General features: G+C 71.1%; 14 protein-coding genes. 13 read left to right on the forward strand and 1 reads right to left on the reverse strand.

Annotation, left to right across the window (positions count from 1 at the left end):
• Nucleotides 1–18: 18 nt before the first annotated feature.
• On the reverse strand, nucleotides 19–204 hold the full coding sequence (locus AB0B91_RS35365) for a hypothetical protein (protein WP_358329812.1): 186 nt from the start codon (nucleotides 202–204) through the stop codon (nucleotides 19–21).
• On the opposite strand from AB0B91_RS35365, the gene AB0B91_RS35370 reads away from it, so the two are divergent.
• From AB0B91_RS35370 to AB0B91_RS35430, 13 genes are all read left to right on the forward strand, one after another.
• Nucleotides 152–448: a hypothetical protein gene (locus AB0B91_RS35370; RefSeq protein ID WP_358329833.1), complete on the forward strand. Its 297-nt coding sequence runs from the start codon at nucleotides 152–154 to the stop codon at nucleotides 446–448. The two genes, AB0B91_RS35365 and AB0B91_RS35370, sit on opposite strands and share 53 nt — an antisense overlap.
• Before the next feature lie 101 nt (nucleotides 449–549).
• Nucleotides 550–1,596, forward strand: coding sequence for an aldehyde reductase (locus tag AB0B91_RS35375; RefSeq protein ID WP_358328984.1), 1,047 nt, complete (start codon nucleotides 550–552; stop codon nucleotides 1,594–1,596).
• 116 nt (nucleotides 1,597–1,712) lie between these two features.
• Complete coding sequence (locus AB0B91_RS35380; RefSeq protein ID WP_358328987.1) at nucleotides 1,713–2,696, forward strand: TIM barrel protein; 984 nt, start codon at nucleotides 1,713–1,715, stop codon at nucleotides 2,694–2,696.
• Nucleotides 2,696–3,583, forward strand: a complete 888-nt coding sequence (locus tag AB0B91_RS35385) for a transketolase (RefSeq protein ID WP_358328990.1) — start codon at nucleotides 2,696–2,698, stop codon at nucleotides 3,581–3,583. The genes AB0B91_RS35380 and AB0B91_RS35385 overlap by 1 nt, the downstream gene beginning before the upstream one ends.
• Nucleotides 3,580–4,533, forward strand: a complete 954-nt coding sequence (locus AB0B91_RS35390) for a transketolase C-terminal domain-containing protein (RefSeq protein ID WP_358328993.1) — start codon at nucleotides 3,580–3,582, stop codon at nucleotides 4,531–4,533. Before AB0B91_RS35385 ends, AB0B91_RS35390 begins: the two co-directional genes overlap by 4 nt.
• Complete coding sequence (locus AB0B91_RS35395) at nucleotides 4,526–6,058, forward strand: FGGY family carbohydrate kinase (protein ID WP_358328996.1); 1,533 nt, start codon at nucleotides 4,526–4,528, stop codon at nucleotides 6,056–6,058. Before AB0B91_RS35390 ends, AB0B91_RS35395 begins: the two co-directional genes overlap by 8 nt.
• On the forward strand, nucleotides 6,055–6,699 hold the full coding sequence (locus AB0B91_RS35400) for a DUF2291 domain-containing protein (protein WP_358328999.1): 645 nt from the start codon (nucleotides 6,055–6,057) through the stop codon (nucleotides 6,697–6,699). Before AB0B91_RS35395 ends, AB0B91_RS35400 begins: the two co-directional genes overlap by 4 nt.
• Nucleotides 6,696–8,210 (forward strand): sugar ABC transporter ATP-binding protein, encoded by a 1,515-nt coding sequence (locus AB0B91_RS35405; RefSeq protein ID WP_358329002.1) that lies wholly within the window; start codon nucleotides 6,696–6,698, stop codon nucleotides 8,208–8,210. Before AB0B91_RS35400 ends, AB0B91_RS35405 begins: the two co-directional genes overlap by 4 nt.
• Nucleotides 8,207–9,313 carry an ABC transporter permease gene (locus AB0B91_RS35410; RefSeq protein ID WP_358329005.1) on the forward strand — a complete coding sequence of 369 codons (1,107 nt, stop codon included), beginning with the start codon at nucleotides 8,207–8,209 and terminating at the stop codon, nucleotides 9,311–9,313. Before AB0B91_RS35405 ends, AB0B91_RS35410 begins: the two co-directional genes overlap by 4 nt.
• Nucleotides 9,314–9,340: 27 nt before the next feature.
• Entirely contained in the window at nucleotides 9,341–10,351 is a 1,011-nt protein-coding gene (locus AB0B91_RS35415; RefSeq protein WP_358329008.1) for a D-ribose ABC transporter substrate-binding protein, read from the forward strand.
• Between the two features lie 122 nt (nucleotides 10,352–10,473).
• Complete coding sequence (locus AB0B91_RS35420) at nucleotides 10,474–11,427, forward strand: sugar-binding transcriptional regulator (protein ID WP_358329011.1); 954 nt, start codon at nucleotides 10,474–10,476, stop codon at nucleotides 11,425–11,427.
• A gap of 108 nt (nucleotides 11,428–11,535) precedes the next feature.
• Nucleotides 11,536–12,030, forward strand: a complete 495-nt coding sequence (locus tag AB0B91_RS35425; RefSeq protein WP_358329014.1) for an ATP-binding protein — start codon at nucleotides 11,536–11,538, stop codon at nucleotides 12,028–12,030.
• 108 nt (nucleotides 12,031–12,138) lie between these two features.
• Nucleotides 12,139–12,900 (forward strand): maleylpyruvate isomerase family mycothiol-dependent enzyme, encoded by a 762-nt coding sequence (locus AB0B91_RS35430; RefSeq protein ID WP_358329016.1) that lies wholly within the window; start codon nucleotides 12,139–12,141, stop codon nucleotides 12,898–12,900.
• Nucleotides 12,901–12,921: the final 21 nt, after the last annotated feature.

A 12,921-nucleotide genomic window follows, 5' to 3' on the forward strand; every position in this document is an offset into this window, starting at 1 on the left:
TTTTCTCCCTTTTTTCGGTCAGCTCGGAATAGAGACGCTCAGGCGATCTCCTACCTGCATGGGAATCGTTCCCGGCGCGACGACCAGCGATGATCCCTGGCATTGCGCTCCTTGGTAGACGGTGACGAAGACGTCCGTACGATTGGTGACCGTGGTGAAGGCCGACGTGGTGCTGTGGCAGCCGGCCGTTGGATTGTTGAACACTATTCTTGGTCCGGTCGGACCGGAGGAAAGAATCAGCGTTCCCGTGGCGGCGTCCGCGGGTGCCGCGAAGAGCGCAATGCCTGCGGCCAGTGCTGTCATCGCGAGTAACCGGGCTGTCATTCTCAAGGCGGGCCGTCCTTTCGTCGCGGATCTCTCCAGGATTTCTTATGGGGTGGCCATTCCGGGGCCGCTTGTCGAAATCATGGTCGCTGTTCTGGCTGTCGTTGTGCTGGCGTATTACTGACATGGGCCTGGCGCCGACTGCTTATGCGATGAAATGGTGTCTTAAGCCGGAAAAAACCGAACGGCCGTCAGATCCGCAATCCGATGAGGGCAGGGGATGCGATGAACGGCGACACCGTGCTGGTGACCGGAGGGTCGGGCTTCCTGGCGGGCTTCTGCGTCGCTCGGCTGCTCCAGGAGGGCTACCGCGTGCGGACCACCGTGCGTTCCGCCGCCCGGGAGCGTGAGGTCCGCGAGGCCATGGAGGTCGCCGGAGTGGTGGCGGGGGACTCGTTGTCGTTCGTGGTCGCGGATCTGACCTCGGACGCGCACTGGGCCGAGGCCGTCGAAGGCTGTGCCTACGTGCTGCACGTCGCCTCGCCGTTGCCCGCCGTCGCCCCGAAGGACGAGAACGAGGTGCTCGTCCCCGCCGTGGAGGGGACGCTGCGGGTGCTGCGCGCGGCGCGGGACGCCGGAGTGCGGCGCATCGTGGTCACCTCCTCCTTCGTCGCGATCGGCTACGGACACCCCGCCACCGACCGCGCGTTCACCGAAGAGGACTGGACCGACACCGATGGCCCGGGCGTCACCCCGTACGTCAAGTCCAAGGTGCTGGCCGAACGGGCCGCCTGGGACTTCATGGACCGTGAGGGCGGCTCGCTGGAGCTGGCCGTGGTCAACCCGGTCGGCATCTTCGGGCCCGTAATCGGCCCGCACCTGGCCAGCTCCGTCGGTCTGATCAAGAGCCTGATGGACGGGCGGTTGCTGGGAGCGCCGGACCTGTCCTTCGCGGTGGTCGACGTCCGTGACGCCGCCGACCTGCACCTGCGGGCGATGACCGATCCCGGCGCGGCCGGCCAGCGGTTCATCGCCACCGCCGGGGACACCGTCTCCCTCCACCAGGTCTGCCTGACCCTGCGGCGGCGGCTCGGCGAGGGCGCCCGGAAGGTCCCGGCCCGCAGGCTGCCGAGCTGGTTAATCCGCTTCGTCGCCCGCTTCGCGCCCGCGATGCGCGGGATCGCCGGCGACCTCGGCCTCGTCCGGCACGTCGACAACGCCAAGGCCCGCACCGTCCTGGACTGGCGGCCGCGCTCCAGCGAGGACAGCGTCACCGCGACCGCGCAAAGCCTGCTCGACCTCGGCCTGGTCAAGCAAGCCAAGCGTTCCTGACGCCTGGCAGGGGTCCAAGGCGGCAAGTCTCAGGTTGCGCGCGGATTTCATTGACATGGCGCGGGCGTAATCGTACGGTCTGTCGTATGTCTAGTCAGTCGCGAATAGATATTCAAATGCCCTTGTTCGGTGCCGGCATCTGGCACTTCGGCCGGTACGTCGACCGCTACGCGACCGACGGCTACGGCCCGCCGGTGGACACCCTTGGCGCCATCGACCTGGCCGGGCAGGTGGGCGAGCTGTCCGTCGTGGACCTGACCTACCCGTTCGACCCGGTGGACCTCCCGGTCGAGCGGGTGGAGGAGGCGCTCAAGGGCAACGGGCTGCGGGCCATCGCGGTGACCCCGGAGATCTATACCCGGCGTTTCTCCCGTGGCGCGTTCACCAACCCCGACGAGGGAGTACGCCGCCAGGCGATCGAGTTGGTGTCCGAGGCCGCCGAGGTGGCCAGGCGGCTGGGCTGCGATTACGTGAAGCTGTGGCCAGGGCAGGACGGCTGGGACTACCCGTTCCAGGCCGACCACGCCGAGCTGTGGCGCCTGTCGCTGGACGCGGTGCGCGAGCTGGCGACGAACTTCCCCGACCTGCGGTTCGCCATCGAGTACAAGCCGCGCGAGCCGCGTAACACGATGGTGTTCTCCTCGGTGGCCAAGACGTTGCTGGGGATCGAGGAGATCGGCCTGCCCAACGTCGGCATCCTGCTCGACTTCGGCCACTCGCTCTACGGCGGCGAGTCGCCCGCCGACGCGGCGCGACTGGCGATCTCGCGCGGGCGGCTGTTCGCGATCGACGTCAACGACAACTACCGGGGCTGGGACGACGACATGGTCGTCGGCTCGGTGCACCTGACCGAGACCTTCGAGTTCTTCTACGCCTTGCGTGAGGCCGGCTGGGACGGGGTGTGGCAGCTCGACCAGTTCCCGTTCCGTGAGGACTCGGTCGAGGCGGCCCGCGCGGGGATCCGCGTGATGAAGGCCATTCACCGCGCCCTCGGCCTCGTCGACCGTGAGGCCCTGGCCGCCGCGCAGCGGGCACAGGACGCGCTGGCGGCCCAGCGGATCGTCCAGCGGGCGCTGCTGAGCGTCATGGCGGATCAGTGATGGCCCTGCTCCCCCCCGACGCCGAGCGGTCGGCCGGCTACCGCGAGCTGACCGCCCGGATCCGGCGGGCCGCCCGGCCCGACCGCGAGGCGGAGCTCGCCCGGGTGGCCACCGACGTGCGCCGGAGCGTCGTCCGCATGATCGACCGCGCCCGCATGGGTCACATCGGCGGCGACCTGTCGGTCACCGACATCCTGGTGACCTGCTTCTACGGCGTCATGTCAGTAGACCCCGAACACCCCCACTGGCCGGGACGCGACCGTTTCGTGCTGAGCAAGGGCCACTGCGCCGCCGCCCTGTACTCCACCCTCGCCCACTGCGGCTTCTTCGACACCGCCGAGCTGGACACCTTCATGGCCCCGCTGTCGGCGCTCAACGGGCACCCCAACAAGGTCAAGGTGCCCGGCGTGGAGACCAACACCGGCGCCCTGGGTCACGGCCTGCCCGTGGCCACCGGCTGCGCGATCGCCGCCAAGATGGACGGCGCGTCCTGGCGCACGTTCGTGGTGCTGGGTGACGGTGAGCTGCAGGAGGGCAGCAACTGGGAGGCGGCGATGGCGGCCGCGCACCACGGGCTGTCGTCCCTGACGGCCGTCGTCGACCGCAACCGCCTCCAGCAGGGGGCCAGGACCGAGGACACCAACGCCCTGGACTCGCTGCCCGACAAATGGCGCAGCTTCGGCTGGGAGGTACGCGAGGTCGACGGCCACGACCACCTCGCCCTGCTGGAGGCCATGAGCGGCTCGTCCACCGGGCGTCCGGTCGCGGTCATCGCCAACACGATCAAGGGAAAGGGCGTGTCGTTCATGGAGGACCGGGTGGAGTGGCATCACAAGGTGCCCACCGCCGAGCAGGTCGAGACGGCGCTGGCGGAGCTGGCCGGATGACCGTGACCGACCAGCGGGCGACGTTCGACTGCCGTCAGGCCTTCGCCGAGGAGCTCATCTCCCTGGCGAGCCAGGACGAGCGGATCGTCGCCGTCTGCAACGACTCTGTCGGCTCCAGCAACCTCGTCGGCTTCCGCGAACGCTTCCCCGACCGCCTCATCAACGTCGGCATCGCCGAGCAGGACCTCGTCGGGGTGGCGGCCGGACTGGCCAACGCCGGGAAGATCCCCTTCGTCTGCGCCGCGGCGCCGTTCCTCACCGGCCGCGCCATGGAGCAGATCAAGGCCGACGTCGCCTACAGCGAGGCACACGTCGTTCTGTGCGGTCAGAGCCCCGGCATGGCGTACGGCGAGCTCGGGCCCACCCACCACTCGATCGAGGACCTGTCCTGGCTCCGCGCGGTCGCCAACCTCGACGTCATCGTCCCCTCGGACCCGGTGCAGACCCGCGCCGCCGTCCGCTGGGCCGCGTCGGCGCGACGGCCCGTCTACCTGCGCGTTCCCCGCTTCAAGGTGCCGGAGGTGACGCCTCCTGACGCGCCCTTCGCGCCGCGCCGGGCCGTACTGCTGCGGGACGGGAACGACGTCACGGTGATCGCCATCGGCTCGCTCACCTCGCGCGCACTTGAGGCCGCGGACCGGCTGCGGGACGAGGGCGTGTCCGTACGCGTACTGAACACGCCCTTCCTCGACCCGATCGACGAGGACGCCGTCATCGCGGCGGCCAGGGAGACGCGCGGGATCGTCACCGCCGAGGAGGCCACCACCAGCGGCGGCCTGGGCGCCGCCGTCGCGGCCACGGTCGTCACCCATCAGCCGTGCCCGATGCGGATCCTCGGTGTGCCGCGCGTGTTCGCCCCCACGGGGGACACGGCGTTCCTGCTGGATCACTTCCGGCTGTCGGCCGACGGGATCATCGCGGCGGTGAAGGACGTGCTCGGCCATGTCTAGCGGACCGCTCGTCCTGGCCATCGACCAGGGCACCAGCTCCACCAAGGCGCTGCTCGTGGACGCGGGCGGCCGGGTGGTCGCGCGCGGCACCGCGCCGCTCACCGAGCGGCAGCCTCGGCCCGGCTGGGTGGAGCAGTCGCCGGACGAGCTCTGGGAGAGCGTACGGCTGGCGGTACGCGCGTGCGTCGACCCGTCGGAGGCGGGCAGGATCGCCGGGGTCGGCATCAGCAACCAGCGCGAGTCGCTGGTGCTCTGGGAACGCTCCACCGGCCGCCCCGCCGGCCCGCTGATCAGCTGGCAGGACCAGCGGACCGTCGCCCAGTGCCGGGAACTGGCCGCCACGGGCGCCGGTGACCTGGTGCGCTCGGTCAGCGGGATGCCGCTCGACCCGATGTTCTCGGCGCTGAAGGCCCGCTGGCTGCTGGACGCCTACGACCCTGACCGGAGCCGCAGCCTGGCGGGCGAGCTGTGCCTGGGCACGGTCGACTCCTGGCTGCTCAGCCGCTTCGGCGGCGACCACGTCATCGAGGCCGGGAACGCCTCCCGCACCCAGCTCCTCGACGTGCGGGCCGGGCAGTGGGACGAGCGGCTCCTGGAACTGTTCGGGGTGCCGCGGCAGGTGCTGCCCCGGGTGGTCGCCTCGGACGGTGACTTCCCGGCGGTACGCGGGCTGGACCCGGTGCCCGACGGGGTGCCGGTGCTGGCCGTGCTGGGCGACTCGCACGCGGCGATGTTCGCGCACGCGGGGTGGCGGCCGGGGGTGGTGAAGGCCACGTACGGCACCGGTTCGTCGGTGATGGCCATCGGCGACGGCGGTGACGCTCCCGGGCTGTGCCGGAGCATCGCCTGGGACCTCGGCGGCCGGGTGCTCGCCGTGGAGGGCAACATCCGCGCCACCGGGCGCGCGGTCAGCTGGCTGGCCGAGCTGTTCGGCGTCACCTCCGAGCGGCTGCTGGCCGAGACCGGGGACGACGAACCGGGCGGCGTGCACCTCGTGCCGGCGTTCGGCGGGCTGGGCGCGCCCTGGTGGGAGCCCGACGCGACGGCGGTGCTCACCGGCCTGACCGCGGGCACCCGGCGCGGGCAGCTCGTGGCCGCCGCGCTGGAGTCCGTCGCGTTCCAGGTGGAGGACGTGGTGGCGGCCGTCGAGCGGGCCACCGGGCAGGTACGGGTGCTCCTGGCCGACGGCGGTCTGACCCGCAGCGCCCGGTTGATGCGGTCGCAGGCCGAGATCTCCGGCCGCGTGGTCGTCCGGTCCGGCGAGCACGACCTGTCCTGCCTGGGCGCCGCCGACGCCGCCGCGCTGTCGGCCGGGCTGTGCACGTACGACGAGCTGGAGGCACGGCCACGGCCGGCGGAGGAGTTCCGCCCGGAAGGCGACCCGGGCGAACGCGCCGCGCGCCTGGCCGCCTGGCACGAGGCCGTCGACCGCGCCCGCCCGGCAGGAGACAGACCGGCCCGCGGCGAGAACGGGTCGGCACGCGGGGAGAACAGGTCAGCCCACGGGGAGAGGAGCAGCACATGACGGGCACATCGCCAGCCGCGCGCCGCCGATGGCCGGCGCGGTGGATCGCCGCCGGGGCCGTCGCCGCCCTCGTGGTGGCCATGGCGCTGAGCACCGAGTACCGCTCCGCGGAGTCGGCGAGCGCGGCGGCGCCGAAGAAGTTCGACCCCGCCACGTTCGGCGCCCAGAACTACGAGGCCAAGGTCGTCCCCGCCATCCAGGAGAGCGCCGTCGAGCTGCCCGTCCTGCTGAAGGCGATCACCGCCGACAAGGACGCGGCCGGCGCCAGGTACGGCAAGCGCCAGGGCACCAGCCCCTACAACTTCGCGGTGAAGGCCACGGGCGTGGCCGGCGAGGCGAAGTCGGGCCTGCTGCCGGTGACCGTGGACGGGCTGCCCGACGGCACCCGGGTGTCGATCCAGATCGGCCCGGCCGTCAACGGCACGGCCCTGCGCGACGCCGCCGGTTACATCACCTTCGGCCAGTTCGTGAACCAGGTCGAGTACGCCGACGCCGCGACCGCGCTCAACAACCAGATGCGGCAGAAGCTGCTGACCGGCCTCGACGCCGCCGGCCTGAAGGGCAAGAAGATCGCCTTCACCGGCGCGTTCACCCTGCTCACGCCCGCCACCGTGACGATCACCCCGGTGGCGATCTCGTGACCGGGCACGTGCTGCGGGCCTGCGACGTCACCAAGGTGTACGGCGGGACGCACGCCCTCAAGGGGGTCGATTTCGGCGTCGCCGCCGGGCGGGTGACCGCGCTGTTCGGCGAGAACGGCGCCGGCAAGTCCACGCTCATGAAGATCCTCGCGGGCATCGAGCACCCCACCACGGGCCGCGTGGAGCTCGACGGCCACCCGGTCGAGCTCGTCTCCTCACGCGACGCCGCCGACCACGGCATCTCGATCATCCACCAGGAGCTGAGCCTCTGCCCGAACCTCAGCGTCCAGGACAACCTGTTCCTGGCCCGTGAGCTGCCCGGCCGGTTCGGCGCGGTCGACAGGAAGGCCCAGCGCGAGGCCACCACGGCGGTCCTGCGCCGCCTGGAGGAGAACGTCGATCCCGACGGGCTCGTCGGCGACCTGCGGCTCGGGCAGCAGCAGGTCGTCGAGATCGCGCGGGCCCTGCTCCAGGACGCCCGCGTGCTGATCATGGACGAGCCCACGTCGGCGCTCACCGCGCCCGAGGTGGAGGTGCTGTTCCGGGTCATCAGGGAGCTGACGGGCGGCGGCGTCGCCGTCGTCTACATCTCCCACCACCTGGACGAGGCACTCGACATCGCCGACGACGTGGTGGTCCTGCGTGACGGCCGCCTGGTCGCCACGGCCGACGCCGCCGAGGTGGACATCCGCTGGATCGTCGAGCGGATGGTCGGCCGTGACCAGGACGCCCTGTTCCCGCGGCGCGAGCCGGTGCTCGGCGAGGACCTGCTGACCGTGCGCGACCTCATGGTCGCCGACCCCGCGAACCCCGACCGGCTGGCGATCGACGACGTCTCGCTGACCGTGCGCGCCGGCGAGATCGTCGGTGTGTACGGCCTGATGGGCTCGGGCCGTACCGAACTGCTCGAAGCGCTCGCGGGCCGGATCGCGCCCGCGTCCGGGCAGGTGGAGCTGGCCGGCGAGGCGCTCGACGGGAGCGGCATCCGCGAGCGCATCGGCAGGGGAGTGGTGCTGGTCCCCGAGGACCGGCAGCGCGACGGCCTGGTCCAGACCATGTCGGTGGGGGAGAACCTGTCCCTGGCGGGCCTGCGCTCGTTCGTCCGCGGGCTGTTCGTCTCGGCCGACCTCGAACGCGGCGCGGTCGAGCGGACCATCGCCGACATCACCGTCAAGGCCAGCGGCCCGAAGGCGGCCATCGGCTCGCTCAGCGGCGGCAACCAGCAGAAGGTGGTGATCGGCAAGGCCCTGCTCACCGGCCCCAGGGTGCTACTGCTCGACGAGCCCTCGCGCGGCGTGGACGTGGGCGCCAAGGCCGACATCTTCGAGCTCATGGCGGCCCAGGCCCGGCAGGGTCTCGCCGTCCTGTTCACCACCTCCGACGCCGAAGAGGCCCTGCACATCCCCGATCGGCTGCTGGTGCTCGCCCGCGGCGCCGTCGCAGGGGAGTACCGACGCGGCGAGCTGACCCGGGAGGAACTGATGAGCGTGTCCGACGGCGGCGCCGTATGAGCAGCCAGGGAACCACCACCGCCCGCGTCGCCCCGGACCCGCCCCAGCCGCCCGAGGCGGCCGCCAGGGCCCGGCGGCTGTCGCTGCTGAACGTCGCCTTCGAGCTGCGTGCCTTCATCGCGCTGGCCGTCCTCATCGTGGTCTTCGGCCTGCTGTCGGACTCCTTCCTCACCGTGGACAACCTGATCACGATGACCAAGCACGTCGCCATCAACGGCGTCATCGCCCTGGGCATGCTGCTGGTCATCCTCAAGGGCGGCATCGACCTGTCGGTGGGCTCCATCGTGGGCCTGTCCGGGGTCGTCGCCGGAGAGCTGCTGCAGGGCGTCGCGCTCGGCGGCGTGATCGCCTACCCGCCCGTGTGGGTGGTGATCGTGCTGTGCGTCGCGGTGGGCATGGGGGTCGGGCTGCTCAACGGCGTGCTGGTCACGCGGTTCAACGTCGCGCCGTTCATCGCCACGCTCGGCATGCTGTACGTGGCCCGCGGCGCGGCGATGCTCATCTCCAACGGCGCCACCTATCCCAACCTGGGCGGCAACCCCGCCCTCGGCAACACCGGCTTCGACCTGCTCGGCAGCGGGCGGCCGCTCGGGCTGCCCACCTCGATCTGGATCATGATCGTGCTCGCGGCGGCGGCCGTGCTGCTGCTGGCCAAGTCGCCCTTCGGCCGGTGGCTGTACGCGACGGGCGGCAACGAGCGGGCCGCGGACCTGTCCGGCGTGCCGATCCGCCGGGTCAAGACCATCGTGTACGTGGTCTCCGGCGCCTGCGCCGCGATCGCCGGCCTCATCATCGCCTCGGAGCTCACCTCGGCCGCCCCGCAGGCGGGTGAGACGTACGAGCTGAACGCGATCGCCGCGGTGGTCATCGGCGGCGCGGCGTTGAGCGGTGGCCGGGGCACCGTGCGCGGAACGCTCGTCGGCGCCTTCGTGATCGGTTTCCTCGCCGACGGCCTGGTGATCCTGGGCGTCTCGACGTTCTGGCAGATCCTCATCAAGGGCGCCGTGATCATCCTCGCTGTGATGCTCGACCAGGGCCAGCAGCGGTTCAAGCGCAGGGGCGCCGCCGCATCGGCGGTCGCCGCGAGCGCCCGGCCCACCTAGCCCGCCCACCCCATCTGGAGGTCGTCCATGTCCGCTGCACCAAGACCGGCCCGCCGCCTGCTCGTCGTACTGTCGCTCCTCGCCACCGGCTCCCTGCTGGCGGCGTGCGGTGGCGGCGGTGGCGGTGAGCAGAAGGCCGCCACCGCGCCGTCCGCGACCAGCGCCGGCACGGCCGGTGGGCTCGTCGCCATCATCACCCCCTCCCACGACAACCCCTTCTTCAAGGCCGAAGCCGACGCCGCCAAGGCCAAGGCCGAGGCGCTCGGCTACGAGACGTCCGTGGCCTCCCACGACGACGACCCCAACAAGCAGAGCGAGCTGATCGACGCCGCCATCTCCCGCAAGGCGAAGGCGATCATCCTCGACAACGCCGGCGCGGACGCCTCGATCGGCCCGGTCCGCAAGGCCGTCACCGGCGGCATCCCCGTCTTCCTGATCGACCGCGAGATCAACGCCACCGGCGTCGCGACCGCCCAGATCGTCTCCAACAACGCCCAGGGCGCGCAGCTGGTCGCCCAGTCGTTCGTGGAGAAGATGAAGAACAAGGGCAACTACGTCGAGCTGGTGGGCAAGGAGTCCGACACGAACGCCAGCGTCCGCTCCAAGGGCTTCGCCGACGTGATCTCCCAGTACCCGGACCTCAAGCAGGTGGCCAAGGAGAGCGCGAACTGGGACCAGCAGGAGGCCTTCACCAAGATGGAGACCATCATCCAGAAGAGCCGTGACATCCAGGGCGTCATCGCCGGCAACGACACCATGGCGCTCGGCGCGGTCGCCGCGCTCAAGGCCGCGGGGCTGCTCGGCAAGGTGACGGTCGTCGGCTTCGACGGCAGCCCCGACGCCATCGCCGCCGTCAAGGCCGGTCAGATGCACGCGACCGCGCTCCAGCCCGCCGCGCTCGGCGCGCAGAGCGCCGTCGAGCAGGCCGACCAGTACATCAAGACCGGCAAGGCGAGCAAGGAGGAGAAGCAGTCCATCGACTGCGAGCTGGTGACCGCCGAGAACGCCGACGACTACGGCGTTTTCGCCAGGAAGTAGCGGCCGCGAGGGGGACGCGCGAGAGTCCCCCTCGGACAGGCCGAACGGTAGGCTGAAACATCGATTCACGGGGTACGGGGAGGCGGTGGCCGGTGGTCCCGAGTCTGGGACGGGGGCGCGGTGTGAGCACGGAGCATCTGCGGCTCCTGGCCAGGGTGGCCCGCATGTACCACGAGCAGAGCATGCGGCAGCCCGAGATAGCCGCGGCGCTCAGCATCTCCCAGCCGCGCGTCTCCCGCCTGCTCAAGGAGGCGGTCACGCGCGGCATCGTGCGCACGGTCGTCGTCCTGCCCGATGGCGTGCACACCGAGCTGGAAGAGGAGCTGCAGCGCCGCTACGGCCTGCGCGACGTCGTGGTCGTCGACATCGAGGACGCCCGCGAAGACGCCATCCCGTCGCTCGCCTCGGCCGCCGCCGCCTACTTCGACGCCACCTTCACCGGCGGCGACGTGATCGGCATCTCCTCCTGGAGCGAGACGCTGCTGGCCACCGTCGAACGCATGCAGCCCAAGAACACCCAGGTCGCCGACCGGGTCATGCAGCTCGTCGGCGGCGTGGGCAGCCCCGAGGCGCAGGTGCACGCCACCCGGCTCATCGGCCGCCTGGCCGACATCACCCGCGCCCGCCCCGTCTTCGTCCCCTCGCCCGGCGTCGTCGGCACCGCCGCGATCCGCGACGCGCTGCTGGAGGACCCCGGCGTCGTCGATGTCATGGCCCAATGGCGCGAGCTGACCCTCGTGCTGGTCGGCATCGGCAGCCTCGAACCCTCGCCCCTGCTGCTGAGCAGCGGCAACGCGGTCAAGCAGGCCGACCAGGAAGAGCTGCGCTCGCTGGGCGCCGTCGGCGACGTCTGCCTGCACTTCTTCGACGCCAAGGGCAGCGCGGTCGACTCGGCCTTCGACCGGCGGGTGGTCGGCATCGACGTAGGGGCCTTCCGGGCCGTCGAGCGGCGGGTCGCGGTGGCGGGCGGCCTGCGCAAATACTCGGCGATCAAGGCCGCGCTGGACGGCGGCTGGGTCAACGTCCTCATCACCGACCTCCACGTGGCCGAGCGCCTGCGCGCCGAGGCGGGCTAGCCCGCACGATCACCGCCGAGGACCGCTGAAACCTGATTTTTCCAAGATCCGCCCTTTTCGGCCTCTCTTCCGTACACGTTTCGACAGTTGAACGCGGAAGGAGAAGCCATGACCCCACTGCGATCCGTCCCGCGAACACACACCCAGCATGCCTGGCCCCTGTGCGACGACGCGCAGGCCGTCCGGTATGCCCGAACGGTCGTCCGTGACGCTCTGACCGGACTGGAGCTGAGTCCCGATCTCGTCGATGACGCCGTGCTGATGGCCAGCGAATTGGTGACAAATGCCTTCCTGTATGGAGAGGCACCCTATGAGCTGGTGCTCCACACCGATCCCGAGGAGATCGTGTGCATGGTGGTGGACTGCGGTTCGCCGCTGCCGGTGGCCCGTGTCGTCGAGGCCGACAGCGAGCGTGGGCGGGGACTGTGCATCGTCGCCGCGCTCTCCGAGGGCTTCTGGGGATGCCATCCCCAGAAACACGTCACCAGTCCCGGGCGCATCGGGAAGGCGACGTGGTTCGCCTTGCCGTACCGGCGTCCCGGGATGCCGGCCGTACGGCGGGGCGGGATGTCCGTGGCGAGCGGGCCCGGTAGCGCCGCCTAGCGCTGGAGCGGGAGAGGAACGGGCGCTGTGGGGGCGCCTGTTCGATCCGCTGGTCGAGACGCGGAATTAATGCGATGCCAGGCCCGGGGCCGCGTGGTTGGATGTCATATGGACGCCACTCGCTTGATGGCCTGCCTGGCCGAAGAATACGCGTTGCTCAGAGCCGCGGTCCGCGCCGCGCCGGACGCGGCGCCGGTGCCGAGCTGTCCCGGGTGGACCACCGCCGATCTGGTCGCGCACGTCACCGAGGTCTATCTGCACAAGGCCGAGACGATGTTGCGCGGGGAGTGGCCGGAGCCGTGGCCGCCCGATCTGTCCGGTGAGGAGCCGCTGGCGGCGCTTGAGCGGTCCTATGCCGAGCTGGTGGCGGAGTTCGCCGCGCGGACCCCGGACGAGCACGCGCTCACCTGGTACGAGCCCGACCAGAGCGTCGGGTTCTGGATCAGGCGCATGGCGCAGGAGACGGTGATCCACCGCGTCGACGCCGAGCTCGCGGCCGGCCTGCCCGTGACGCCCGCCGCCGGTGACCTGGCCCTCGACGGGGTGGACGAAGGGCTCAAGGTGATGCTCGCGTACGACTTCGCCCGCTATCCCGAGGACTTCGCCGAGGCCGTGCCCGACGACCCGAAGGGGGCGGTCATCGCGGTCGTCGGCGGGGAGCGGGCCTGGCTCGTCCGGCCGTCGCCCACCGAGGTCGTCGTCGAGGACGAGACCGCCGACAGGGCGGTCGAGCAGGCCGAGACCGTCGTGTCCGGGTCACCCGACGAGCTGTTGCGCTGGGTGTGGGGCAGGGGCGGTGAGGTGTCGGTCACCGGTAACCCCGGCCATGCCGCCTACTTGCGCAAGCTCGTCTCCCTCGCGACCCAGTAGCACGGTCCCGGCCGCACCTGG

Source organism: Nonomuraea sp. NPDC049141 (genome assembly GCF_040648415.1).
Classification (GTDB): Bacteria; Actinomycetota; Actinomycetes; order Streptosporangiales; family Streptosporangiaceae; genus Nonomuraea.

Bases quoted from the DNA above. Each gene is read 5' to 3' on its own strand.
- AB0B91_RS35385 (WP_358328990.1), top strand. From the start codon at position 2,696: ATGGCCCTGCTCCCCCCCGACGCCGAGCGGTCGGCCGGCTACCGCGAG.
- AB0B91_RS35395 (WP_358328996.1), top strand. From the start codon at position 4,526: ATGTCTAGCGGACCGCTCGTCCTGGCCATCGACCAGGGCACCAGCTCC.
- AB0B91_RS35425 (WP_358329014.1), top strand. From the start codon at position 11,536: ATGACCCCACTGCGATCCGTCCCGCGAACACACACCCAGCATGCCTGG.
- AB0B91_RS35375 (WP_358328984.1), top strand. From the start codon at position 550: ATGAACGGCGACACCGTGCTGGTGACCGGAGGGTCGGGCTTCCTGGCG.
- AB0B91_RS35380 (WP_358328987.1), top strand. From the start codon at position 1,713: ATGCCCTTGTTCGGTGCCGGCATCTGGCACTTCGGCCGGTACGTCGAC.
- AB0B91_RS35415 (WP_358329008.1), top strand. From the start codon at position 9,341: ATGTCCGCTGCACCAAGACCGGCCCGCCGCCTGCTCGTCGTACTGTCG.
- AB0B91_RS35430 (WP_358329016.1), top strand. From the start codon at position 12,139: ATGGACGCCACTCGCTTGATGGCCTGCCTGGCCGAAGAATACGCGTTG.
- AB0B91_RS35400 (WP_358328999.1), top strand. From the start codon at position 6,055: ATGACGGGCACATCGCCAGCCGCGCGCCGCCGATGGCCGGCGCGGTGG.
- AB0B91_RS35390 (WP_358328993.1), top strand. From the start codon at position 3,580: ATGACCGTGACCGACCAGCGGGCGACGTTCGACTGCCGTCAGGCCTTC.
- AB0B91_RS35410 (WP_358329005.1), top strand. From the start codon at position 8,207: ATGAGCAGCCAGGGAACCACCACCGCCCGCGTCGCCCCGGACCCGCCC.